Source organism: Mesorhizobium sp. M1A.F.Ca.IN.022.06.1.1 (assembly GCF_003952605.1).
Taxonomy (GTDB): Bacteria; Pseudomonadota; Alphaproteobacteria; order Rhizobiales; family Rhizobiaceae; genus Mesorhizobium.
The window spans coordinates 4615665-4639390 of the sequence record NZ_CP034455.1; the positions used below are offsets into that span (position 1 = coordinate 4615665).

Here is a 23726-nt window from a genome sequence, read left to right on the forward strand (position 1 = left end):
ACCTATTTGTTATGCCGCCTTGCCGGGCTTGCTCAACAGGAGGATAATTTCAGGGTCGGATGCATTTGTGGGCGACAAGCCGGATGCCCGCCCCGGACGCCGGCCGCAACTGCCAGGCGTTGCGCTCCGTGGCTCCCGGTGGGAGGTGTGCCATGACAACCTACATCGTGCTTATCAACTGGACCGAATTGGGCGCCAAGAACGTGCGGGAGTCGCCGAAACGGCTCGATGCCGCCAAGAAGCTGCTCGGTGAAATGGGCGGATCGTTCAAGGCATTCTATCTGACGATGGGCGAATGCGACATGGTCGCCATTGTCGAAGCGCCGGACGATGCCGTGCTTGCCCGTTTCGCGCTGATGTTGTCGTCGGGCGGCAATGTCAGGACGCGGACGATGAAGGCGTTTCCGGAATTCGCCTACCGCGAGATCATCAGTTCGCTGGGGTAGAGCGCCGGAAACAGCCCGGCTCGATGCTGATATTGCGGTGCCGCGCTCGGTCGCCGATAGTCGCGCGATGCCTGAGCCGTTGCTGACTGTCTGGTACAACACACGCTGCCCGGTCTGCGATGCCGGCATCAACCGCCAGAAACGGCGGCTGATTGAAGCGGTCAAGTCCGGCCGCGTCGAATTCCGCGACATTAATTTCGAACCGCAAGCGCTTTCAGCCTTCGGCGCCTCGCTCGAGGATGTCCGCCGGCGGCTGCATGCGACCGATGCCGAGGGCAAGCTGCTGGTCGGTGCCGATGTGGCGATCGCCGTCTGGCGGCTCACGCCTGGCGAGGGATGGCTCGCCACCCTGTTCGGCAATTCGGTCGTGCTGCGGCTGACGCGCTTTGTCTATGATCGGTTTGCCGATCTTCTCTACGCCTGGAACCGCCGCAAAGGCCGCTGGTAGCCGGTTTTCGCAGGGCGTGGCGTCGCATTTCGACCGCCTGGCGAGTTCACTTGGCGTGAACCAAGATACATCGTAAGATATATCTTAACTTGACCCGAGCCGCCGCCTACTTAAGATATATCGTAAGATAGAACTCAAGCAGTCATGATGCACAAGCACAATCCCTTCGGGCACAACCATTTCGGTCAGCGCATGTTCATGCACATGGCCGGTCGTTTCGGCGGTCGCGGCGGCGGCTTTGGTCCCTTCGGGCAGGGCATGCGCGGCGGCGGCGGCGGCGGCCGCGGCGGTCCGGGCGACATGTTCCGCGCCGGCCGCATGCTGGCCGACGGCGATCTCAAGCTGATCACGCTGTCGCTTCTGGCCGAGGTGCCGCGGCACGGCTACGACATCATCAAGGCGCTGGAGGAACGCACCAGCGGCATCTACAGCCCGAGCCCGGGCGTGGTCTATCCGACGCTCACCTTTCTCGAGGAGGCCGGCTATGCCGTCTCGTCAAGCGAAGGCAACAAGAAGGTGTTCTCGATCACCGAGGCGGGCAGGGCGCATCTTGAGCAAAATCGCGAGATGATCGATCACGTGCTCGACTATCTCGAGCGGTTCGGCCGCAAGATGGCCAAGGCTCGCGACTGGTTCGGCTGGAACGACGAGGGCGAGGACGGCGGCCGGCGCGGCCGTCACGAAAAGCGCGACCGGTTCCGCGCGCTGCGCCACCGCCTACGTGCCGCGCTCAGCGATATCGTCGATGCGCCGGAGGACAAGCAGGCCGAGGCGATCAGCATTCTGGAAGACGCCGCCGCAGCGCTCGAAGCCCTCTCGCGTCGCTGAGCCGCCCTGGCACTGAAGGAGCTATTGCTGGCTCGATCGATGACCGTTTATCTTTGTGTGAGCATGATCTGCCTGAAAACCGCTGCACAGTTTTCGGGATCATGCTGTAGTGAAAATCGTCCTGCGGCACGCTATGTGATGCAGCACGATTTGCCGCTGGAGGATGCGCTATGTCTTTTCTGAAACGTCTTTTCGGCGGCGGCGGTGGTGGGGCGACGGACACCGGAGCCGCGAAGCCGGCAAAGCAGGTCGAGCACAAGGGATTCCTGATCAGCGCCACGCCCTACAAGGCGGATGGCCAGTACCAGACCTGCGGCGTCGTCTCCAAGGAAGTGGACGGCGTGATGAAGGAGCACCGCTTCATCCGCGCCGACCGTTTCGCCGGGCTGGACGATGCGGTCGACATCTCGATCAAAAAGGGCATCCAGCTCGTCGACGAGCAGGGCGAGCGGATGTTTGGATAGGGGCTACCGCAGTTCTTTTGCCGGGATCAGAACGCGACCTTATCACCGCCCTTGAGCTGCAGGATCTGCCGCGCCTCGTCGGGAGTGGCGATCGAGGCGCCGAGGCCCTCGATGATCTGGCGGACCTTCGTTACTTGTTCGGCGCTCGAGCGGGCAAGCTTGCCCTTGCCGATCCATAACGAGTCCTCCAGGCCAACCCGCACATTGCCGCCCAGCGCGATCGCCTGCGTGGCGATCGGCAGTTGGTGGCGGCCGGCGCCCAGCACCGACCAGTGATAGTCGTTGCCGAACAGCCGGTCGGCCGTGCGCTTCATATGGGCGACGTCCTCCGGATGCGTGCCGATGCCGCCGAGGATGCCGAACACGCTCTGGACGAAGAACGGTGCCTTCACCAGCCCGCGCTCGACGAAATGCGCCAGGGTATAGAGATGGCTGATGTCGTAGCACTCGATCTCGAAGCGAGTGCCGTTGTCGGCGCAGGTGCGCAATATGTGCTCGATATCGCCGAAAGTGTTGCGGAAGATCCGGTCGCGCGACGATTCGAGATAGGGCCGCTCCCACTCATGCTCGAACGTCTTGAAGCGCTCCAGCATCGGAAACAGCGCGAAGTTCATCGAGCCCATGTTGAGTGAAGCGATCTCGGGCGCGAAGACTTTCGCGGGCCTGACGCGTTCCTCCACGCTCATCGTCGCCGCACCACCGGTGGTGATGTTGACGACGCAGTTGGAGCGCTGCTTGATGACCTGCAGGAAAGGGGCGAACGCCTCGATCGACTGGTCGGGGCGTCCGTCGACCGGATTGCGGGCATGAAGGTGGACGATCGCGGCACCCGCCTCTGCCGCCTCGATAGCGGCGGTCGCGATCTCCTCGGCCGTGACCGGCAAGTGCGGCGACATTGACGGCGTGTGGATCGAGCCTGTGACCGCGCAGGTGATGATGATCTTGTTCTGACTTGCCACTTTTTGATGTCCTGATCTGATCTCTTCGCTGTTCGAGCGCGCCCTGTTCGAGCGCGCCCTGTTCGAGCGCGCCCTGTCGACCGCGCCCTGTCGACCGCTTTGAGTGATGCCGGAAATGAACCGCTTCGACAGCACGACATAGAACAGGGTACTCGGCAGCGCCGCCAGTGTCAGCCCGGTGAACAGCTGGTCGGCGGTGAATCCGACGAACACCGTCAGCCCCTCGGGCAGTTTCCTCAAATTGTCGAAGGTGATCAGCACCAGCGGGAAGAAACAGTCGTTCCAGATCGGCACGGCTTGACGAACATGCAAAAAAGGCAGGCGCCGATCGGCGCCCGCCTTTTCATTCTCAGGGTTTCCTCATTCTCAGCGCAATGATTACGCGGCCACGGCGATCCCGTCCGCGTTAGCAGCCGCGGCCGCGATTGCATCCACCTTGGCAGTCGCCTTGGCAAGCGCGGCGGTAACCGCGTCGGCGCCCATGCCGACGCCTTCGACGCGGATCACTTCGACGTCCGTCATGCCTAGGAAGGCAAGCACGCCGCGCAGGTAGGGGATGGCGTGATCCATCTGCACCGCGGCACCCTCGGAATAGATGCCGCCCGAAGCAAGCACGATATAGACCTTTTTGCCGGTGACCAGGCCCTTCGGGCCATTCTCACCATAGGCAAAGGTCCTGCCCGAGCGTGCGACGTGGTCGATCCACGACTTCAGCGTCGAGGAAATGTTGAAGTTGATGAAACCGGTGGCGAGGATAATTTTGTCGGCCGCGAACAGCTCGTCCAGCACTGCATCGGACACGCCGACCACCTCGGCCTGACGCGGGCTGCGCGCCTCGGCCGGGGTGTAGATGCCGGTGGCATAGTCAGGATCGATATGCGGCAGCGGATCGGCGACCAAGTCGCGCACGACAAGTGTGTTGGACGGATCGGCGGCAACCAGCTTCTGAGCAAGATCGGTGGCGACTCGGGTCGAGTGCGAGGCGGCGCCGCGCGGGCTGGAGGTAACAAGCAGTATGGACATGGCGGTGTCCCCTTTGGGTTGGATTGACTTTCCCGTCCAATATGGGGTTGCCGCTCTATCCGGAAAACTGGTATTATTTGCATAGTATCCATCGAGAATGTGGATTGATCATGCAGCCAAATCCGACACTCGACCAATTGCAGATCCTGGTGGCGGTGGCCGACACCGGCAGCTTCTCGGCCGCGGGGCGCAAGCTAAACAGGGCGCAGTCGGTGGTGAGCTACGGCATCGCCAACCTGGAAGCGCAACTGGGCCTGAAACTGTTCGAGCGCGAAGGCCTGCGCGAGCCGCAACTGACCGATGTCGGAAAGGCCATGCTGGAGGACGCGCGGCGCATGATCGGTGTGCTGCAGCGCATCCGCTCGCGCGCCGACGGCTACAGGCAAGGGCTGGAGGCGGAAGTAAACCTGTCGGTCGACGTGGCGCTGCCTTCGCCGGCGCTCGTGTGGGTGCTCAAGGCCTTCGAGGCTCAGTTCCCGGCGGTGATGCTGCGCCTCTATATCGGTTCGCTCGGCCTGATCGTCGATCAGGTCGTCAACGGCCAGTCGGACCTCGGCTTTGGCGGCCTGCAAGGCGATGCGGACGTCAATCTGCTGCGCATCGGCTTCATCTCGCTGGTGCCGGCTGCCGCACCCGACCATCCGCTGGCGAAACTGCCGAAGCCAATTGCGATCGAAGATCTGCGCGACCACATCCAGCTTGTCGTCTCCGACCAGTCGGAGCGGACGCGGGGCCGCGACTATGGCGTGTTTGCCTATCGCACCTGGCGGCTGACGGACGTGCGCACCAAGCATGCCCTGATGCGTGAGGGTCTCGGCTGGGGAGGCTTGCCGCGCTGGCTGATTGCCGACGACATCGCCAGCGGGCGGCTGGTCGAGCTCGATCTCGAGCCTTATCGCGAGGTGCGTGCGCCGATGTACGCGATGCACCGCAACGACCGAAGCCCCAAGCCGGCGGCGTCGTGGCTCATCGACGAGTTCAAGCGGCAGCTCGGCTGCTTCAACGAGCTGGAGCCGGGCGTTTGGACGGAGGAGGAGCCGGAGACAAGCCGTCCATGAGCGCCATCAGCACGGCGCGATACTCCTCGGCCGATGCGCCGGCCTCGATGGCCAAAGCCGCGCGATCGAAGGCGGCGGCCAGCACCGCGGTCAGCGCCTCGGCCGGCAGCTTGACCATCGAGCGCGCGCGCATGGCTGCGATCAGGCCTTCGCGCAGCGAGCGGTTGCCGTGGCGGTTGTCGATCTCGTCCATCGCCGCGCGGCCAAGCACGGCCGGCCCATCGAGCAGCAAAAGCCGCGTGCGGCCGGGCGCGCGCATCGCGGCGAGATAGGCGCCGGAGCCGGAGATCAAGGCATCGCGGGCCGAGAGCGAGGCGGGCGAGGCGCGGTCGATCTCCGCTGCGACGGTCGCTGCCTCCTGTTCGACGACCGCGGCGAGCAACGCCTGCTTGTCGGCAAAATGATGATAGAGCGCCCCACGCGTCACGCCGGCGGCGGCCACGATCTCCGGCGTGCCCGTCTCCGCATAGGATTTTTCCGTGAACAATTTTCGCGCCGCGCGGATCAGATCGGCGCGCGTTGCCTCGGTGCGGTCGCGGTTGGAGCGGCGTCCAGACTCTGGTTGCATACATACAGCCTGTATGTTAATTGCACTTACATACAGACTGTATGTTGGATGGCAGGAGAAAGAAAGATGAAGACGACCAGCTATTATCCGGTGCTGATGACCGGCGACGTCGCCGCCACGGCGGCCTTTTATGTCGAGCATTTCCGCTTCAAGGCGGTGTTCGACAGCGACTGGTACGTCCATCTGCAGTCGGCCGAGGATCGCCGCGTCAATCTCGGCATCGTCGACGGGGACCATGAGACGATCCCTGAGGAGGGCCGGGGACGCACGTCCGGCCTGCTGATCAATTTCGAGGTCCGCGATCCCGACGCCGTCTATGAGCGCATCGTGGCCGCAGGCCTGCCGATCCTGCGCACCTTGCGCGACGAGCCCTTCGGCCAGCGCCATTTCATCACCAAGGACCCCAACGGCGTGCTGATCGACGTGATCAAGCCTATTGCGCCGAGCGAAGAATTCCTGGCGCAATACGCCAAAGGTGCGGCCGGGAGCTAGGCCGGACAGCGGGTCTCAGTTCGTCCGCGCCACCGGCGTCACGGCGACCTGGCTGACGCCGGTGCGGCGCACGACGGTGCAGAGCGTCTCGCGACCGATACGTTCGGCGTCGAGCATGCGCACGAGATCATCGACGCCGGTGACCGGTCGGCCGTCGAGAGCGGCGATGATGTCGCCTTCCTTCAGGCCAGCCCTCGCGGCGGGGCCGTTCTTCTCGACACTGCGCAGGCGCACGGCCGTGTTGGTCGTGACCTGCGAGAGAAGTGCGGCACGGCGCGGCAGGTTGGTCGTATCGGCAGAGACGCCGATGAAGGCGCGGCGCACGCGGCCGAAGCGGATGATCTCGGAAATGACGAAATTGGCGGTGTTGGAGGCGACCGCGAAGGCAATGCCTTGCGCGCCGTGGATCATGGCGGTGTTGACACCGACGACTTCGCCAGCCGACGACACCAGCGGTCCGCCGGAATTGCCGGGGTTGAGCGCGGCGTCCGTCTGAATGACGTCGTCGATCAGCCTGCCGGTCGAGGCGCGCATTGAGCGGCCGAGCGCCGAGACGACGCCGGCGGTGACGGTCCATTCGAAGCCGAGCGGATTGCCGATGGCGATCGCGATCTGGCCGCGCCTGAGGCGCTTGGAATCGCCGAGCGGGGCGATGTCGGCGAAGCTGCCGTCGGCGCGAACCAGCGCAATGTCGGTGTCGGGATCGCGGCCAAGCACGCGCCCCTCGCGCGAAGCGCCATCCGGCATCGTGACGCGAACGTCGCGGGCGTCGTTGACGACGTGGAAATTGGTGACGACCAGCCCGTCCTGAGCGATCACGAAGCCCGAGCCATGGCCGCCGGCACCAATGCGCTCGATGCGGCACACGGCCGGCCCGATTCGGTCGACGGCGTCGGCGACAGTCGCCGAGTAGGCGTCGAGCAAGGCGTCATCGGATCGGAGTTTTTCGGCGGCGAAGGCCATGGGTGGGGCTCCCGTGTGATCTGGCGCAAACGATGCCTATATGTGCGGAGCGGCAGCAATTGCCGCGACCTGACCACATGGCCAGTCAGGCACTCGACTAGCCGTCAGGCGAGTATTCGCGGCGGGGCCATGGAGCGATATCTGGGTCACAGAACCCAGGAGACCATCGATATGAGCAACTTCAACCTTAGTGCCTTTTCCGATGCCGTTGCCGATGTCGCGGCGGCCGCCGCGCCGGCGCTGGCAAGCTTCGCTACGCATCACCACCGCACCGCGAGCGCCTTCCACTGGCGCGACGGCTTCTTTGTTACCGCGGAGGAAGCGGTCGAAGCCGGAGAGGAGATCGAACTGACGCTGGCCTCGGGCGAAACTGTGAAGGCCGAGCTTGCCGGCCGAGATCCTTCGACGGGCGTTGCCCTGCTGAAGCCGGCTTCCGCCGCCGGTCTGCCGCAACTGGCTGAGGCCGCTGCCGTGCGCCCCGGCAACGTGGCGATCGCCGTCGGCAATAGCGAAGGGGCAGCACTTGCGGTCTTTGGCACGGTCGGCGAGGTCGGGCCCGCCTGGCGCTCGATGCGCGGCGGCGCGATCGAACGGCGCATCAATCTGGCCATCAACGCCGGCGGCCGCTTCGAGGGCGGTCCGGTGCTCGATGCCAAGGGCGGCCTGATCGGCATGCTCTTGTTCGGGCCGCGCCGGCGGGCGCTGGTCATGCCTTACGAGACGATCGAGCGGGCGGTTGCGACGCTGCGCGAGAAGGGACATGTCGCGCGCGGCTATCTCGGTGCCGGGCTGCACCCGATCCGCAACAGCGACACCCACGGCGCCATGGTGATGAGCCTCGACGACAGCGGCCCGGCGAAAGCCGCCGGCCTGCATGTCGGCGACATCATCGTCACCTGGAATGGCGAGGCCGTGCATGGGCCGCGCGAGCTGATCCGCAAGCTCGGGCCGGACAGCGCCGGCACCACCGTGACGCTCGGTATCTTGAGCGGCGGCGCTGAGCGCGATGTTTCGATCACCATCGGCGAAAAGCCGTTGAGCTGAGAGGCCGATGGCAAGCAGCGCGATACAAACGATTGCTCGACCGGAGCCGGCAAGCACCCGGCTGACGGTGCTGATCGCGCTCGGCGACGCGGCCCGCGCCGAGCAACTGGTCGATTCGCTTGCGGCGAGCGAGGACCTGCTGCCGATCCTCGCCGGGAGCGGCATGGGTCAAACGGCGGATGTAGCCTTGGTCGATGTGGCTGCTTCGGAAAGCCGGGCCGTGAGCCCGGCAACGCCATGTGTGCTGCTGTCGCGTCGCGCCGGCCATGAAAGGCCGGGCGGCAATGTGTTTGCGACGCTGCCGGCCTCCGCCGACGGCCTGCTGATTGCCGCCGCCTTGCGCTTGGCGGCGTCCGGCTATCGCATCGGCCGGGCAGGACCGTCCGATCTTGGTGCACATGGCGAGTTCCACGCGGGGGTGTCCGAGGACGAGACGCCCGACGACAACCAGCCCCGCGCGGCGTTGTCGCCGCGCGAAGCTGAAGTGCTCGCGCTGCTGGCGGAAGGCGCGCCCAACAAGGTAATCGCCCGGCGGCTCAACATCTCCGTCCACACGGCGAAATTCCACGTCGCCGCGATCCTGATCAAGCTCGGCGCCGCCAACCGCACCGATGCGATCGCCATCGCCATGCGGCAAGGGCTGGTGCTGGTCTAGACCCTTTCAGCACGACGCTGCGTAACCTCCGACCGGTGCGTTGGGCCTTGCGCCACGGCTGCCCGCCGCGCAAGTTGCCTCACTGTTGCAGAGGGAGCCGAGACATGTCGCTCAAGGGAAAGACGCTATTCATCTCGGGCGGATCGCGCGGGATTGGGTTGGCGATCGCGCTGCGCGCGGCGCGCGACGGCGCCAATATAACGATTGCAGCCAAAACCGCCGAGCCGCATCCGAAGCTGCCGGGCACGATCTACAGCGCGGCCGAAGAAATCGAGCAGGCCGGCGGCAAGGCGCTGCCGGTGCTTTGCGACATCCGCGACGAGGCTCAGGTCGGCGAGGCGGTGGCAAAAACCGTCGAGCGGTTCGGCGGCATCGACATCTGCGTCAACAATGCCAGCGCCATCCAGCTTACCGGCACGCTGGAGACCGACATGAGGCGCTACGATCTGATGCACCAGATCAACACGCGCGGCACGTTCCTGGTGTCCAAAATGTGCATTCCACACCTGAAGTTGGCAAAGAATCCTCACATCCTGAATCTGGCGCCGCCGCTCGACATGAAGGCCAAGTGGTTCAAGAACCACGTCGCCTACACGATGGCCAAGTTCGGCATGTCCATGTGCACGCTCGGCATGAGCGCCGAGTTCGCCAAAGACGGCATCGCCGTCAATTCGTTGTGGCCGATCTCGACCATCGACACGGCCGCCGTGCGCAATCTCCTGGGTGGCGCCACGGTGGCTGCGATGAGCCGCTCGCCCGACATCATGGCCGATGCCGCGTGCGCGATCTTCCTGCGGCCGGCGCGCGAGGCGACCGGCAATTTCTACATCGACGAAGAGGTGCTGCGGGCCGAGGGCGTCACGGACTTTTCGGCCTATGCGCCAGGCGCGGCGGATCAGCTTGCCGGCGATTTCTTCGTGCCGGACGAGGTGTTCGCCAACTCGCCGACGAAGGTCAGAAGGATCTACTGACAGCCCGCGGCCGCCTCATTCCGCGGCGCCCTTCCTGCCTTTCGACGGATTCGACGCGAGTTCGAGACGCTTCCTGAGATGTTCCGGGCGGTTTCGCCCTGATCTACGCAATTCCGAAAACCGCTGCGCACTCTCCTGGAATTGCTCTGTGGGGTTCGGCCGTATCTCGGGCAGGTGGACTTATTTTCAAGATAAAGCCCCGCCGGAGAGGGGCGCCGGCGGGGCTCATGTGTCCCGCTGGAGTCGGGACAGGGCAGGGAACGCCCTGACTGGAATCTGGGTGCCGCAATGCGGCGATTCAATGAGCACGGCGGGATGAGCGGGACAATTCTTCTTGAATTCCAAGAGAAAGGGCCCGTCCGGATCCGGACGGGCCCAATCTTGTCGCGCCGATTCCGAAAATCGGCTCAGGATCTTCAAGTCATTGCTCGTTGCTCGCCACAGGCGCCACCAGCGAGGTGATGCGGCGGATGGCGACACGACGGTTCTCGCGGTTCGGGCTAGACGTATTCACCTTGAGATATTCCTCGCCATAGCCCTGTGTCGTGAGGTTCTCGGCCGGGACGCCAAAAGCGTTGGTCAACGCTTCGGCGACCGCCTCGGCACGCCGATCCGACAGTGCGAGGTTCGCGTCAGGCGTACCGACGGCGTCGGTGTGGCCCTCGATCAGGAAGGTCTCGGCCGGGTTCTTCTTGAGAAGTTTGTCCATGGCGGTGGCCACGCCTTCGAGCTTCTGCACTTCGGTGTCGGAAAGAGTCGCCGAGCCGAAATCGAAGTTGAGCGTGTCGAGGTCGATACGACGGGCGATGTCGCGCACGCGGGCCGAGCGCTTGACCTCGTCGATCGAGTAGAGACGCTGGACCCTCTCTACCGGCGGCTGCTCGAGGAAGGTGTAATACTCGTCCGGATCCTCGACTTCTTCCGAATCCAGGATGTAGTCCCGACGCGATATGTCGAGACGCATCGGCGGCAGGTCGTCGCCTGGATCGCGCCAGTCGTCGACATCCTGGTAATAGCGCTCGTCGACATAGCTCAGGACATATTCGCGCCCGTCAGGCGTGATGCGCGAACGCTGGACGATGTCGCCATTGCGGTTGCGGATGGTGACGATCTTGACGCCATTCTCGCGCTCCACGGTCTCGCGGGTGCGGCCGCGCGGCAGATCCTCGTAATAGACGTCCCTGGCGCCACGGGTGATGCGAGGAGCCTCGTTGCTTTCCACGAAAGTCTGGTTGTTGAACTGGAGGATCACGCGGTCGCCGAACTGCTTCACCACATCCGCGCCCTGGGGCCGGCGGCGCTCGCGGACCACCTGCTCGGGCGTAAGCTCGATCCGCTTGCCCTTTTCCTCGGTGACCGGAACAAGCTTCTCAGGCTTGATCGCCTGCTGGGCCGCCTTGTCGTCGGTGGGCGGGGGCCCCTGATCGACCGCGGCAGGCCGCTGCTCGGCCTGATTGCCGCCCTGCTGTCCAGCTTGGTTGCCGCCTTGCTCGACACCGGCCTGACCATTCTCGTTCTGGCCGGCCGGCTGGCGGCCCTTGCGCTTGCGAACGACATCCTTCTGGCTGTCGAGAATGGGAGCCTCGTTCGCGTTGGCAGGGGCTTCGCCCTGTGCGGCAGCGCCGGCGTTCGCGCCGCCTTCAGCCGGCTGCTCACCGGTAGCGGGCTGGCTCGTTGCCTGGCCTTCGCTGGAGGGCTGCTGGGTCGAAGGTTGCTCTCCCGTCACCGCCTGACCGGTGCCGGGCTGCTCGCCGACCATCTTTCTGCGCTTGGTCTTGTCCGAAGGCTGTTCGCCTTCGGCCGGTGCTGCTTGCTGATTGTCTTGCTGGGGCTCGGCCTGCTGTGCCTCGCCGGCAGGAGCTTCGGTCTTCGGCGCCTGCTCGGCCGGTGCGGTCTCGGTTTGCTGCTGATCCCGCTTCTTCCTGCGCAGCTTGTCCTGCGGCGTGTTGTCGTTGGCGGGCGCCGCCTGTTCGGCAGGCTGCTCGGCCGGTGCGGTCTCGGTTTGCTGCTGCTGGCGCTTCTTCCTGCGCGGCTGCTGTTCGTCGCTCGCCGGCGCGGCCTGTTCGGCCGGCTGCTCGGCCGGTGCGGTTTCGGTCTGCTGCTGGCGCTTCTTCCTGCGCGGCTGCTGTTCGTCGCTCGCCGGCGCGGCCTGTTCGGCCGGCTGCTCGGCCGGTGCGGTTTCGGTCTGCTGCTGGCGCTTCTTCTTGCGCGGCTGCTGCTCGTCAGTCGCAGCCTGTCCGCCCTGATCGGCAGGGGCTGCCTCGATCTGCTGCTGTTGATCGCGTTTCTTGCGCGGTTTGAGCTGCTGCTCCGCCGGGGCCGCCTCTTCCGCCTGGCCGGACTGCTGCTGGTCCTGCCGCTTCCGGCGCGGCTTCTGCTCGGGCTCGGCGGACTGTTCGGCCGGCGCCGATTCCGTCTGCTGCTCGCGCTTCTTTTTCCTCGGCTGCTCGGCTTGCCCCTGCTGGCCTTGCGCACATTCCTCAGCCGATTGGCCTTCGGCGCAGTTCGACTGCGCTAGGATAAACGGCGTCCCCCGCGAAGGGCCGAGATCGGCCTGCAGCGGATACGCGCCCAACGGCGCGGATGCCATTAGCAGGCCGATTGCCGTACCTGCCAGAATCCGTGGTTGGCGTTTCATATCGATTTTCTCCTACTGGGGTCCCATCGCTGCCCAAACTTTCAACAGCATCAATTGGTTCCGCCGGGCATTGTTGTCAGCCAAGGATGCCCGGCCGGCCTTTTGAAGGCAATTTCGTGTTTTTCTAATGTTGATACTGGGTCACTGTGACAGCAGTGCTTGACCGACAGGTCCCGGAGGGCCAAATCCAGCGGCATGAATGCGCCATTTTGGAAAACCAAGACTCTCGAGGCCATGACCCCGGCCGAATGGGAATCACTATGTGACGGCTGCGGCAAATGCTGCCTGTCCAAGCTCGAGGACGAGGATACCGGCGAAATCTATTGGACGAGCGTCGGCTGCCGGCTGTTCGACGCCGAAAAATGCCTTTGCTCGGATTATGCCAACCGGCTGGCGCGCGTGCCCGATTGCGTCGGGCTGACACCGCAGAATGTGCGCACCATCACCTGGCTGCCCAAGACATGCGCCTACCGGCTCATCGCCGAGGGACACGACCTCTATTGGTGGCACAAACTGGTTTCGGGAAGCGCGGAGACTGTGCATGAGGCCGGGATCTCGATCCGCGGCCGGGTGAAGGCCAAGGAAACGGATCTCGCCGAGCCCGACGACTATTTTGATTATGTGCTTGATGACGAACCCTGACGGGTTCGCATCTTGATGACGAACCTTGACGGGTCCGCATCTTGAAGACGATGACGAACCCTGACGGGTTCGCATCTGAACTCGAGGGAACTGGGGCCGCGGTGACGCGTTCCCCGCGTCAGATTTGGAAGTGCATTCGGGTGAGGGGTTTTGCCTTTCTTCCACATGAACCGGACATGAACGGCCGGTTCGCACAAAGTTCAGACACAAAAAGGCATTTTGTAATCATTGGTTCGCCAATCATCCGTTCAAGGGCGAGAGGCCCACAACAAGGAGAGAGACAATGTTCAACCAGATCAAGACGGCAGCCCTTTCGGCCCTTGTCGGGCTTTGCACGCTCGGCGCCATCCCGGCGGCGCATGCGGACAGCCTCTATCTCGGCTTCGGCAACAATCACGATCCGCGCTTCGGCGTCTACACCGGCGATGATGGCTATTACCGCCGCGATCGCGACTGGCGCCGCCGCGGCTGTTCGCCGGACCGCGCGCTCGACAAGGCCGAGCGTATGGGCCTGCACCGCGTCCGCATCGTCGACATCAGCCGGCGAACGGTGAAGGTGGCCGGCCGTCAGTATGGCGACCGCGTGGTGGTGGTCTTCGCCAACGAGCGTGGCTGCCCGATCATCTATCGCTGAGGCTTTTCTGGAGCCTGCGAGGACAGGTTGGGCATGATCCTCTGCAGGACCAGCTGACCTTCTGCGAGGTCGGGAGCAGGATGACTCTCGCCGATGTCACCTGTGAGTAGTGGAGCCCCTTCGGCCAGTGCTGAAGCGCGGCTCAGATAAACCCCGGAGGATCGGTCCTCCGGGGTTTTGTTTTTGTCGGATTACCAAAGCGGCGGGCAAGCTATTTCAGCTCGAACGTGACGGTCACCTGGACGGTGTAGGAATTCTCGCCGGCCTGCACCGGCACGGCGGCGCGGGCGGCATCGAAAGCCTTGGCGTTCAACGGCATCGGCGCCGGCGCGACGTTCTGGTCGGTGATCTCGATCACCTTGCCAAGGTTGACGCCGGCGGCCGCGGCGAGCGTCTTGGCCTTGGCGAGCGCGTCGGCAACCGCCTTCTTGCGCGCCTCGGTGATGGTGGCCTTCGGATCATCATTGGTGAAGGCGATGCCGCCGCCCTGGTTGACCCCGAGCGACACCGCCTTGTCGAGGATGTCGCCGGTCTTGTCGACGTCGCGCACGCGCACCGACAGTGTGTTCGTCACCTGGTAGGCAACGAGTTCGGCTTCCTGGCTGCCGTCCGCCTTGTTGGTGTAATTGTAGCGCGGATTGATCTGGATGCCGGCTGTCTGCAGGTCGCGATCGGCAATTCCGGCCGATTTCATCGCCGCGATCACGGCCGCCATGGCATCATTGTTGGCATCAAGCGCGGCGCGCGCGGTCTTTGCCTCACGCATGACGCTGAGCGTCAGGATCGCCATGTCCGGCGCGACAGTCGCTTCGCCTTCGCCCGAGACGACAATTCGCGGAGGCGGCTGGGTGTCGGCGGCGCTTGCCAGCGCCGGAAACGCGATCGCGGCAGCGAGCGCGACAGGCAAAAGATATTTGGTCATGAAAACTCCTCGAAATCTGCGATCCGGTATCACCTCTGCCCAGACTCGAAAAAGGCATCGATTCCCGGCGTTGCGGGCAGTCCGGACCAGTTCACGCGCCTGATGGGCGCGCACACCGCTGTACGGAGCGAATATGAGCTGATTTTGGCATTTGCCGCCAGCGCTTTCGAAAGCCTTGTGCCGGGCGGCGAAAAACACTAAGCCAGCCCGCGTGGGGCCTGTAGCTCAATGGTTAGAGCCGGCGGCTCATAACCGCTTGGTTGGGGGTTCGAGTCCCTCCGGGCCCACCATAACCATTGTTTTTATTCACAAAAAGTGCCCTCGGCCCAAAACGTTTTGGGCCCATTATGGGCCCAAAGCAGGACCGTGGTCCCGGTTTGTTCCGACTCGATTTGATTATCTGACGATGCGGAGGTTTGCCCGCCGCTTCATGGCGTCGCGTTTGGCCTCGCGCTCGTTGATGGCACGAGCAATATCAACCGCGATCCGCTTCTTATTGGCCTCACGCACATACTCATCTGTTACCGTCATGGAGGAATGACCCATCGCCTCCATGATGGCGCGCGCCTGGATGTTGCATTCAGCGAGGTAGGTGCCGAAGGTGCGGCGCAGGCCATGAAGCGTGTAGCCGCTTGGAATTCCCGCCTGCCGCGTCCAGTGCTGCATCATGCCGGTCAGGCTCTTTTCCGAGAATGACCTGCCATAGGCGTTCTTTAAGACCGTGCCGCCTCTCGAGCGATCGAGCAGGTCCAAGGCCGTTGCTAGTTTGTCTACGACTGGAATGAACATCTCCCGCCCGCCATGGCGGTTGCGGTTCTTCTTCTGGCGGAAATCAAAGGCCTCGATTAGCACCAGCGAGCCGTCGAACAGTTCGATCTCTTCGGTTAAAAGATCGTCCCACTCAAGAGCAGCGATATCGCCGCGCCGATTTCCAAGCCAGAACCCCAGTGCATAGCAGGTGCGCGCGGCTGTACCGATGGGGTGTCGCTCCTCGAACTTTTCGCGCATCGCAATTGGCCAAGCTGGGTTCTTGGTCGATTTGGGCACCCGCACGCGGATAGATAGCGACGGATCATCCTGCGGCTTGATCCATTTTTCGACATCGGTCGCGACCCATAGAAGCTTCTTGATGGCGACCAACGTGTGTTTGGCGACTGTGCGGTTCGTCCTGAAGATGCCTTCAATGATGGCGCGAAGCCGATCCGCGTCGAGATGTTCAACAGGAGTATTGCGCCAGGTGAGTGGGTAGTTGGGATCGACCGGCAGGTTGAGAAAACGCTCAATCAGTCGCGCATTCTTCTGCTGCGTGGCTTCATCAAAGCCCAACCACTCCATTGTCGTTTCAAGCCGGCGCGCGGCATGACCAAAGGTTTTTGGCAGTGCCCGACCGGGCAAATCGACGATAACTGCCTTCTTGCCTTGACCCTGCGTGGCCTTCTCGTAAGCCGCCTCGAACTCGGGATCGCCGGGCTTACCGGGAAGGCGGATTTCAGGCATGCCCTTTGCGCGGTAGCGATAGATTAGCTTGCCGTTCTTGAGGCGCGAAGATACCCCAGGGTAACGGGCATCCTTAAATGGCCGAGCCATCAAATGCTCCTTTCAGTCCGGGGGACCCTTTCAGACTCGCCCGTAGCGAAAGGGTTTTGCTTTTGATGGCAACGCGCAGGAGCACCGGGTAACGAAACCCTCTTCCTTGCTCTATGCCTTCAAAGGTGCGCCTCGGTATTCCCAGTACCTTGGCCGCGGCTTCGGCAGTAAACCCTTCCTTTGCCCGCCATGCTTTCACGTCTTGCGCAAGTTTCTCATTCTCGTTCACATCATGCCTTCCGCACGGGCTATCATCGTACTACGCCTGCAGCGTATACGCAACGAGCGTAGTTGCTATCTTTTTTCCACGCCCCGTTTGCTTCGTTCCAACAGCTCTTGAAGGCCGCTGTCTTTGTCCGGCAACGAGGTGAAAGCGATATCCAAGGCTACACGATCCCAGACAGCGCGGCTATTGATGCGCTTGGGCTTTGGCATACGCCCATCGGCAACCATCTCGTCAAAAAGCGTCGATCCGACACCGATGTAACGAGCTGCTTCCTCACGAGATAGCCCTCGTGGGGGATACGAGATTGCGTCACTCTTCATGGACGCTGCCTCGGTCCTGATACTCCGGGCGGGTTGGTGTCGAAGCACAAAGCCGCATCCTAGTTGCCATTTCGCTGCGAGCAGATCGTGTTGGGCTAAAATAAGAAGAGCCTCGTTAAGCGGAAGCGGCCTGACTAGCTCGTGCGGCGTAAACTGGTAGCAACGTGTGGACTGTGGATCACGGGAGGAGAGCGTTTCTAAGCGGACTCGTGGGGCAAGTCGGTGGACGGCTACATTGCATTGTGCACGACCGGGGCTAACCACCTGCGACATCCCGCTGGCCCTCTTGCGCACCCTCCCTCAGTGTCGAAATCGGAGCCGTTATCCCGAGGACCGTCGAAAAACCGCCGTCGCAGAGTTGCCACTCTTTGGTGCTGAAACCGATATTTCTAATCATATCGGTTTTAACTCATCGCTCAAACTTTAGATGGAGCAAGGCAATTTCGGCTCGTCGATCGAAGTCGACGAGGGCGCCGCACAACGATTGGCAGCTTTGCGCCAGGAGTGGCGATCAGCGAGCCACTACTCAGACGTCCCGTTTGGGCCGACAGTAGGCGGTCGGTCTTGGCGAATGAAGATACGAAAGCAGCCGGTCACCGACGTGCTTCGCATGGCGTCCGGCTTCTCTGTTAGGATGTGTTTGAAAGACGATCGCTGCATGGTCCAAGTTTCGCCCTCGACACCAGCTCTCGATCTGGACATTAAGAAAAGTCCGCAGTGTTCGGAAGAATTCCGAACTCTACGGCCGCATCGTCAACGACATTGCGCCTGATCTGATGAGAGACAGGTACACTTTCAAGGACTTGTCGGATTTCGAATACAGGGCTCGCGACGAATCGATCGGGCGGGCGTACATGGGGCACATCTATTGGACGGAGATGCTGTACCGGGCGCATATGGCTTCGGTCGCATCGGTGTTCCGTACGTCCAGGTGGATCAAGGTGGCGGTCCGCGAACATGAGGCGGGAAGTCTATATGGCTGCGCGTCGGCGTGTAGAAGCCTGATCGAATCCGCAGGCGATATAAACCACAGCCTGGGACCAGTGGCCCGGACGCTCGCCTACAACAAGGATGCGATACGAGCCGAGATTTCGGGTCAGGCTGGGGAGCCCATGCTGTCCGCTAAGGAGTTGGAAGACACGCTGATACACTTCACGCATGCCCGGAAGGTGCTGAAGACCGAAAAGACACCGGCAGTCGCAAGGCGATGCAGACCTTCCAGTACGTCGACCACGTGGATGGAATGAAGATTCCCGGCATAAAGCCGTTCCTACGCGAAACTTTGCGAGATCGGTCACCCGGCTGCCGACTCCGTGTCGGTGACCTTCGTTGCCAATGCCGGAGCCTGGATCGTAGACCCCGGCAACGAGATCGTCGTTCTCAAGGCGTTGCTCGCTGAACGGCAAGATACTCTCTCGGGCGTGCTAATGGCGTCGTTCAATGCCCCGCTCTTAATCCTAAGAACCCTTCACGCGTTCGATCTTTTCACGAGGCTGCGTAAGTACCATTTCGATGAAATTCCTGAGTGGAAGAAGATCCAAACCGCGCTGCGATCGTAGGCCATGAGCGGATCGAAAGACGTTCCGCCTTTCGACACGCATGGCGTGGATATTCGGTCTGCTAATCCTTCGAACACTTGCGTTCGGGCCCTCACGTCTCGCATAACTGCCATCACGAGGGGAGGATTCGATGGTCGAGCAGGTCATTCAGGTCGCGGTGCACGACCTGAAGAGGAATTCCGAGAGTTTTGAAACGGTGTCGGGTAACGCGCACCTCAAGGTCTCGGAAACGGTGGAGCGCGTGGTCGGCGAGCTGCACGCCATGTATGCGAGCCGCGCCTCGAAGTCTCACGGGCGCTTCGCGGCAAGCTCCGACAACTATCCGGCACAGACCTATCTTGACGAGTTCCGGAAGGGCGACTTCAAGGACTTCGCCACGCTCACGGCCAAGCTGATGACGACACTGACCGTTCAGGCGCGCCGAAAGCCCGGGGCGACGGGCGGTCACGTCCTTTTCGCGCATCTCGAGAAGGACGAGCAACGGTTTCTGCTAGTGGCGATCATCAGCGACAAGCTCGGTGCGGCGCTCACCAAAAGCTTTGACATCGCGTCAGTCGAACACCTCGACCTCGACGGCTTCCGCTTCGCCGGCCGGATCAACATGACGGCATGGACTAACTCGGCGGACCGTTACATCGGCTTCCTAAAGGGCAAGGGGAACGTCGCCGAGTACTTCAAGGAGTTCCTCGGTTGCGACAGCACCGTTCAGGACCTCGAGGATACCAGGACACTGGTGCGCGTGCTGAACGGTTTCGCCGAGCCGGCGAAGGGCTTCGTGAAGGACAAGCAAGCTTTCCTGCAGAAGGCGTACGACATCTGCCAGCGATACATCCGGGACAACGAGCCTTTGGATCTCGAGACATTCTCCAACGAGCTCTTTCCAGAGAACCCGAAAGAACTCGCCAAATCGCTCGGAGATCCGGATGTCGGACTTGGCGACGGCTTCGTTCCGAAGAAGCGAGCGCTGTCGCCGATGGTGAAGTTCTCCGCGAAGACGCGGCTCTGGTCGGTCGAATTCAATCGGCAAGCCCTTACCGACGGCAAGATCGTCTATAACGACGACAAGAAGACCCTGACCTTCACCGAACTCCCTCCCGACCTGATCGAAAGACTGGAACACGATCAGGAGTAGCGTAGCCTCATGATCACGTTCGACCAGCTGATAGCACTCTACCGCAACACGGAGTTCTCGAAAGATGGCTCCGCGGGAAAGTTGACGGTCCGCGATTACAGCATTGTGGAAACGCTGAAGCAGATTGAAAGCGATGAGAAGGCTTTCGACGACGCGGCATTCACGGTCGACTCAGCGTCGGCGGTCGTCATAGGCGCGACAGTTAGCGTCGAAATCGGCGCTCCACGCACAGGACTTGGCTTCCTCGCGCTCACCCTCGACCGGCTGCTCGAGAACCGTCGCAACCGCATAGCCGAGCCGGAGCGCTATTACCTGATCGAGGAGAGGTTCGCCTACAACGATACCGTCGTTCCCGACGCCGTCGCGCGCTACCGGAACGCATTGCGCCTGGTCCGCACCTTAAAAGAGGCGGCTGCGTTTCTCGACCCGTACCAGGCGGAGATGCTGTTCCTCGGCTCGATCCGGCTGATGGTCCGTGTAGACTTCAGGTCATCGGACCTTGTCTCCGTAAACTCCATACTGGTCGACGAGTTCGAGAACTTCGTCATGCAGAAGGTGCACAAGGACCAGAAGGCTGCGATCGTTGCTACCACGCTCATCGAGACGTGTCGCACCCATCCCGAAGGCGAGCGCTTCAGGTACCTTCTTCGACACTTTCGGGACTTCGTCACAAAGTGCGAGGACAGCTATAGGCTGTTCGCGTCGGAGTTCTCGTACGACAAGATCCGGGGGAAGGCGGAAGAGGCCATCGCGGACTACACCGGTAAGATCCATAAGACATTCCATGACATCCAGAACCAGATAATGGGCATTCCCGTCGCGAGTGTGATCATCGCCACGCAGCTCAAGCCCGCAACTCAATGCGACGTGAATTTCTGGGCAAACCTCGCCATCTCGCTCGGTGCAACGCTGTTCGTTGCCCTCCTGGCGTTTGCCATCGTCAACCAGCTGCTGACGCTGTCGACGATAGACGACGATCTGACCCGACAGAAGACCAAGCTGAAGGGCGATTACTCGGTCGTCGCCGCGGAGTTCCTCCCTCTTTATCGCAAGCTGGAAAACCGGATTACACTTCACCGATTCGTCCTTGGCATCATCCTTGTCGTCTGCGGGCTCGGGGCGCTACTCACCTGGCGCATTTATTTCCAGCTGACAACTCTGATGCCGTGGGCGTGCTGAGAGCGCCGTTCGGGTCACGCCATAGAAGCGAGATTCGTTCGATTGGGGCACTATGGGCCATGTGGTTCACTCGAACGGACTGCCCGCTTTCGGTGAAGGCAAACTCTGCCTGAACGGCCGATTAGAGGCGCGGTGCTGCCGGACAACTTGGCGTGGCCGCGACACGCAAGGTGAGGTTTTTGGGGCGCCTCCCTCATGCGCGCGCTTGGAAGGCTTCGTCTTGAAATACAGCCAGTTGAGAAACGCGTCGGCGTCCGTGAAATCAGCGCCACCGATGCGCCTCCGCAGCGCGTCGATGGTAGCGCACAATTGCGTGTATCGTTCGGCCGACAGCGTTGCGACAGTTGGACTTCGAGGCGCGCCAATGCCGATCGCCGCTAGGGCGCCGGAGGTATTGCCGTTGAAGACAGCGTACCGCTTCGGGGCGAAGGTGCAGAGAATCGCCGTGATCATATTCACGCCCACGCCAGGAATACCGAGCGCTAGAGCACGTCCTGTGATCGATGAATCGATTGTGAAGTGACGGCTGCGTTTTGTGCTGATTCAACGTCCACCTCGATGGAGGTTGACGATGGGAAAAGCATTGAGCGTGGATCTTCGGTCGCGGGTCTTGAAGGCTTCGGACGAGGGCATGTCGGCGCGGCAAGCGGCGGCGCGGTTCGGCGTGGGAGTGTCCAGCGCGATCCGCTGGATTGCGCGGGCGAAGATCGGCGAACTGGCGCCCCGCCCGCAGGGCCGCCGCCGTGCCTCCAGCCTCGATGCGCATGAAGCCTTCGTCGTCGGGCTGATCGAGGAGCGCAAGGACATCACGCTGAACGAGATGGTGGAGCGGCTCGTCGCCGAGCAGTCGGTGCGCATCAGCCGCAGCGCCTTGAGCGCCTGGCTTCGCCGCCACGGCTGGACATTCAAAAAAAGTCCGCGCACGCACTGGAGCAGGATCGCCCCGACATCCTGAAGCGGCGCCGCGACTGGTTCGACGGCCAGCTCGACCTCGATCCGGCGAAGCTCGTGTTCATCGATGAGACCGGCCTCTCCACAAAGATGGCCCGCCTGCGTGGAAGAGCGCCGCGCGGAGAGCGCTGCCGGGCCGGCGTGCCGCATGGCCACTGGAAGACCACAACCTTCACCGGAGCGCTGCGGCTGACGGGCATGACTGCGCCCTTCGTCTACGACGGCGCCATGAACGGCAACGTGTTCCTGGCCTATGTCGAGCAGGTGCTGGTCCCGACATTGTCGGAGGGCGACGTAGTTGTCATGGACAACCTGCCCGCCCACAAGGCCGCCGGCGTGCGCGACGCGATTGAGGCCGCAGGCGCGAGCCTGCTCTACCTGCCGCCTTACAGTCCCGACTTCAACCCGATTGAGAACGCCTTCGCCAAACTCAAGGCGCTGCTGCGAGCAAAGGCCGAGAGAACCATCAAGGCGTTGTGGGACACGGTCGGCGCGGTCGTCGACCTCTTCACCACAGCCGAATGTGCCAACTACTTCAAAGCCGCAGGATATGAACCGGATTAAACAGGACGCGCTCTAGCTGACGCATCTGCTCGTAACCCCGTTCTGGCGCGAGTTTGGCTGCCTTCCTGCCCGCGGCGAACAGTGTGATCGTCTTCTTGGGATGATCGAGTGCCGCCGACCCTCGTCGATGAATGTCGCCGGAATGCCAGAGATGTTGATAAGGCTCTCTTGAAGAAATCAGATTGCTTAGATTCTCTGCGAAGACGCTCCTCATTTCCTTCGAAATCCTCGGCGCGTTGCCGAGATCCGCGATCAATTGCTGAACCTTCAATGCCTTGTCCCGATCGGTCCGGCGCTTCGCCAGCGCGGAACGTTCGGTCTTGTCTGCGCGGTACTGGCGGAGGAAGCCATTCAAGCGCCGCAGATCGAACTGTGCGGCGAAGTTGTCTTCGAGCTCTTTCTCAAGTTTGCGTCGCAATCGCTCGGCGTCTTTGTGTCGCGAGGCATATTGCCCAAGCACCAGGTCATCGAGTTCTTGGAAGCTGCCGCTCTCACGAAAATCGGCAAAGGTGACTTTCAGATCCGACGACAGTTGTTCGTCCGAGTTCACGGTCGCCAGGATTGAAATTTCATCGTTTGTTGTCAGGGCGCCGGTCGTGAGGTTCGCTGACCCGATCAGACACCGAACCTGGCCTTCGCTTCGTCCGACATAGGACTTCGGGTGAAAGGTTGCGGTCTTGCCGTTTGCAAGAAACATTTCGAAGGCCCCGAACCGCTTCTTTATTGCGAGCAAATGCGCGAGCGCCCTCGGCTCGGTGATGTAGAAATCAGTACCGAGGAAAGCTTCAATTTTAGCGCCCTGCTTCAGGCGTGCCTCTAGGAGCAGCCCGATGATCCGTGCGCCACCCTCTTTTAGGAAGGCGACGGCGATGCTGATCTGCTCAGCGCCCTCCAAAACATGGGCGACAGCGGTCCGATGATCATCGGACGCCTTGTTCTGGATGAGTCGCATGCCGGTACATCCCCCTCAATGGCAGAATCCGCCGTCTCGAGAATAGCGGCTACCGTCCGATTTACCGCCATCTAATAGATATCCGTGTGCGTCAATTGCAACGATGTTCGAGATGTCCGCCGACAATTGTAACGAAACCTCGGATAGACTGCCGGCAGCTCACGAGCCAGGTAACAGACGACGGCTTTCGGGAACGGATGGGGGCACTTTATACGACCGATATGGCGCATTGCAGCCCGTCATTCTTGGGGCCGATAGCGGACTGGAAGCTTCGGGCCTCGGATCTTCCATAACGGACCTTCAATTCGGTGCGAGTATCTTCGTGACGTGACCCGAAGCAGACGCTTCAACAGGCCTGCTTTCGGGCCAACCGGCTAGAAAGTTCTACCTTGAACTCTGAGTGAATTCCCCGACTTTCCTGAAACACGACCTTCGCCCTGCCTGCGCAGATGGGCGATCGAGCCATATTGGCCAGCTTGGCGCTAGCCAAGCTGCGATTTA

The 23726-nt window shown here is 62.1% G+C and carries 27 protein-coding genes and 1 tRNA gene; 17 read left to right on the plus strand and 11 right to left on the minus strand.

Annotation, left to right across the window (positions count from 1 at the left end; genetic code table 11):
- Window positions 1-152: 152 nt before the first annotated feature.
- The 4 genes from EJ078_RS21885 (at window position 153) to EJ078_RS21900 (ending at window position 2186) form a co-directional block, all read left to right on the plus strand.
- Entirely contained in the window at window positions 153-446 is a 294-nt protein-coding gene (locus EJ078_RS21885; protein ID WP_066994615.1) for a GYD domain-containing protein, read from the plus strand.
- Between the two features lie 67 nt (window positions 447-513).
- Window positions 514-894, plus strand: a complete 381-nt coding sequence (locus EJ078_RS21890; protein ID WP_189413658.1) for a DCC1-like thiol-disulfide oxidoreductase family protein — start codon at window positions 514-516, stop codon at window positions 892-894.
- 147 nt (window positions 895-1041) lie between these two features.
- Window positions 1042-1722, plus strand: a complete 681-nt coding sequence (locus EJ078_RS21895) for a PadR family transcriptional regulator (RefSeq protein ID WP_208721657.1) — start codon at window positions 1042-1044, stop codon at window positions 1720-1722.
- A gap of 170 nt (window positions 1723-1892) precedes the next feature.
- Entirely contained in the window at window positions 1893-2186 is a 294-nt protein-coding gene (locus EJ078_RS21900) for an HlyU family transcriptional regulator (RefSeq protein WP_127216048.1), read from the plus strand.
- Window positions 2187-2212: 26 nt separating this feature from the next.
- Here EJ078_RS21900 and EJ078_RS21905 read toward each other — a convergent pair whose 3' ends face one another.
- Together EJ078_RS21905 and EJ078_RS21910 are read right to left on the minus strand one after the other, a co-directional pair.
- Window positions 2213-3145, minus strand: coding sequence for a 3-keto-5-aminohexanoate cleavage protein (locus tag EJ078_RS21905; protein WP_095801822.1), 933 nt, complete (start codon window positions 3143-3145; stop codon window positions 2213-2215).
- Window positions 3146-3523: 378 nt separating this feature from the next.
- Window positions 3524-4168: an FMN-dependent NADH-azoreductase gene (locus tag EJ078_RS21910; protein WP_095801606.1), complete on the minus strand. Its 645-nt coding sequence runs from the start codon at window positions 4166-4168 to the stop codon at window positions 3524-3526.
- Between the two features lie 110 nt (window positions 4169-4278).
- Here EJ078_RS21910 and EJ078_RS21915 point away from each other — a divergent pair, with 110 nt between their 5' ends.
- The gene (locus EJ078_RS21915; RefSeq protein WP_208720810.1) at window positions 4279-5226 is read left to right on the plus strand and encodes a LysR family transcriptional regulator; all 948 of its coding nucleotides are present in this window, start codon (window positions 4279-4281) and stop codon (window positions 5224-5226) included.
- Here the strand turns inward: EJ078_RS21915 and EJ078_RS21920 are convergent.
- Window positions 5168-5794, minus strand: a complete 627-nt coding sequence (locus tag EJ078_RS21920) for a TetR/AcrR family transcriptional regulator (protein WP_127216855.1) — start codon at window positions 5792-5794, stop codon at window positions 5168-5170. The two genes, EJ078_RS21915 and EJ078_RS21920, sit on opposite strands and share 59 nt — an antisense overlap.
- Before the next feature lie 66 nt (window positions 5795-5860).
- Between EJ078_RS21920 and EJ078_RS21925 the strand changes: the two genes are divergently transcribed.
- On the plus strand, window positions 5861-6286 hold the full coding sequence (locus EJ078_RS21925; protein WP_095801821.1) for a VOC family protein: 426 nt from the start codon (window positions 5861-5863) through the stop codon (window positions 6284-6286).
- A 15-nt stretch (window positions 6287-6301) separates the two neighbouring features.
- Here EJ078_RS21925 and EJ078_RS21930 read toward each other — a convergent pair whose 3' ends face one another.
- Window positions 6302-7249, minus strand: a complete 948-nt coding sequence (locus EJ078_RS21930; protein ID WP_127403655.1) for a trypsin-like peptidase domain-containing protein — start codon at window positions 7247-7249, stop codon at window positions 6302-6304.
- A gap of 171 nt (window positions 7250-7420) precedes the next feature.
- Between EJ078_RS21930 and EJ078_RS21935 the strand changes: the two genes are divergently transcribed.
- From EJ078_RS21935 to EJ078_RS21945, 3 genes are all read left to right on the plus strand, one after another.
- Window positions 7421-8293, plus strand: coding sequence for a S1C family serine protease (locus EJ078_RS21935; RefSeq protein ID WP_067326816.1), 873 nt, complete (start codon window positions 7421-7423; stop codon window positions 8291-8293).
- Window positions 8294-8300: 7 nt separating this feature from the next.
- Window positions 8301-8948, plus strand: a complete 648-nt coding sequence (locus EJ078_RS21940) for a helix-turn-helix transcriptional regulator (protein WP_127216857.1) — start codon at window positions 8301-8303, stop codon at window positions 8946-8948.
- Between the two features lie 104 nt (window positions 8949-9052).
- On the plus strand, window positions 9053-9919 hold the full coding sequence (locus tag EJ078_RS21945) for an NAD(P)-dependent oxidoreductase (RefSeq protein ID WP_127403656.1): 867 nt from the start codon (window positions 9053-9055) through the stop codon (window positions 9917-9919).
- Window positions 9920-10340: 421 nt separating this feature from the next.
- On the opposite strand, the gene EJ078_RS21950 is transcribed toward EJ078_RS21945, so the two are convergent.
- A complete protein-coding gene (locus EJ078_RS21950; RefSeq protein ID WP_127217031.1) occupies window positions 10341-12557 on the minus strand; it encodes an OmpA family protein in 2217 nt (738 codons plus the stop codon).
- A gap of 195 nt (window positions 12558-12752) precedes the next feature.
- Between EJ078_RS21950 and EJ078_RS21955 the strand changes: the two genes are divergently transcribed.
- Both EJ078_RS21955 and EJ078_RS21960 read left to right on the plus strand, forming a co-directional pair.
- Window positions 12753-13199, plus strand: coding sequence for a YcgN family cysteine cluster protein (locus EJ078_RS21955; protein WP_066994651.1), 447 nt, complete (start codon window positions 12753-12755; stop codon window positions 13197-13199).
- Between the two features lie 283 nt (window positions 13200-13482).
- On the plus strand, window positions 13483-13833 hold the full coding sequence (locus tag EJ078_RS21960; RefSeq protein ID WP_067326832.1) for a hypothetical protein: 351 nt from the start codon (window positions 13483-13485) through the stop codon (window positions 13831-13833).
- Between the two features lie 211 nt (window positions 13834-14044).
- Here the strand turns inward: EJ078_RS21960 and EJ078_RS21965 are convergent, their stop codons facing one another.
- A complete protein-coding gene (locus EJ078_RS21965) occupies window positions 14045-14755 on the minus strand; it encodes an SIMPL domain-containing protein (protein WP_095801601.1) in 711 nt (236 codons plus the stop codon).
- A gap of 214 nt (window positions 14756-14969) precedes the next feature.
- On the opposite strand from EJ078_RS21965, the gene EJ078_RS21970 reads away from it, so the two are divergent.
- Window positions 14970-15045, plus strand: a tRNA-Ile gene (locus EJ078_RS21970).
- Window positions 15046-15151: 106 nt separating this feature from the next.
- On the opposite strand, the gene EJ078_RS21975 is transcribed toward EJ078_RS21970, so the two are convergent.
- From EJ078_RS21975 to EJ078_RS21985, 3 genes are all read right to left on the minus strand, one after another.
- Entirely contained in the window at window positions 15152-16342 is a 1191-nt protein-coding gene (locus EJ078_RS21975) for a site-specific integrase (protein ID WP_091595079.1), read from the minus strand.
- Window positions 16326-16571 (minus strand): helix-turn-helix domain-containing protein, encoded by a 246-nt coding sequence (locus EJ078_RS21980; protein WP_236387255.1) that lies wholly within the window; start codon window positions 16569-16571, stop codon window positions 16326-16328. The genes EJ078_RS21975 and EJ078_RS21980 overlap by 17 nt, the downstream gene beginning before the upstream one ends.
- Window positions 16572-16636: 65 nt before the next feature.
- A complete protein-coding gene (locus tag EJ078_RS21985; RefSeq protein ID WP_091595315.1) occupies window positions 16637-16888 on the minus strand; it encodes a hypothetical protein in 252 nt (83 codons plus the stop codon).
- Between the two features lie 854 nt (window positions 16889-17742).
- Here EJ078_RS21985 and EJ078_RS21990 point away from each other — a divergent pair.
- The 4 genes from EJ078_RS21990 to EJ078_RS22005 all read left to right on the plus strand — a co-directional run bounded on the left by EJ078_RS21990 (window position 17743) and on the right by EJ078_RS22005 (window position 20758).
- The gene (locus EJ078_RS21990) at window positions 17743-18135 is read left to right on the plus strand and encodes a hypothetical protein (protein ID WP_126034263.1); all 393 of its coding nucleotides are present in this window, start codon (window positions 17743-17745) and stop codon (window positions 18133-18135) included.
- 66 nt (window positions 18136-18201) lie between these two features.
- A complete protein-coding gene (locus tag EJ078_RS21995; RefSeq protein ID WP_126034262.1) occupies window positions 18202-18447 on the plus strand; it encodes a hypothetical protein in 246 nt (81 codons plus the stop codon).
- Window positions 18448-18577: 130 nt separating this feature from the next.
- Entirely contained in the window at window positions 18578-19579 is a 1002-nt protein-coding gene (locus tag EJ078_RS22000) for a nucleoid-associated protein (protein ID WP_208720811.1), read from the plus strand.
- A gap of 9 nt (window positions 19580-19588) precedes the next feature.
- Window positions 19589-20758, plus strand: coding sequence for a hypothetical protein (locus EJ078_RS22005; protein WP_091595088.1), 1170 nt, complete (start codon window positions 19589-19591; stop codon window positions 20756-20758).
- Between the two features lie 66 nt (window positions 20759-20824).
- Here the strand turns inward: EJ078_RS22005 and EJ078_RS22010 are convergent, their stop codons facing one another.
- A complete protein-coding gene (locus EJ078_RS22010) occupies window positions 20825-21211 on the minus strand; it encodes a hypothetical protein (RefSeq protein WP_208720812.1) in 387 nt (128 codons plus the stop codon).
- A gap of 118 nt (window positions 21212-21329) precedes the next feature.
- On the opposite strand from EJ078_RS22010, the gene EJ078_RS22015 reads away from it, so the two are divergent.
- Window positions 21330-22273, plus strand: a protein-coding gene (locus EJ078_RS22015) for an IS630 family transposase (protein WP_164784121.1) whose coding sequence is annotated in 2 segments (ribosomal slippage) — window positions 21330-21666 and window positions 21666-22273 — 945 coding nt in all. Because the reading frame shifts where the segments join, the coding sequence is not laid out codon by codon here.
- On the opposite strand, the gene EJ078_RS22020 is transcribed toward EJ078_RS22015, so the two are convergent.
- Window positions 22245-23225, minus strand: a complete 981-nt coding sequence (locus tag EJ078_RS22020) for a phospholipase D-like domain-containing protein (RefSeq protein ID WP_208720813.1) — start codon at window positions 23223-23225, stop codon at window positions 22245-22247. The genes EJ078_RS22015 and EJ078_RS22020 overlap by 29 nt on opposite strands.
- Window positions 23226-23726 lie beyond the last annotated feature (501 nt).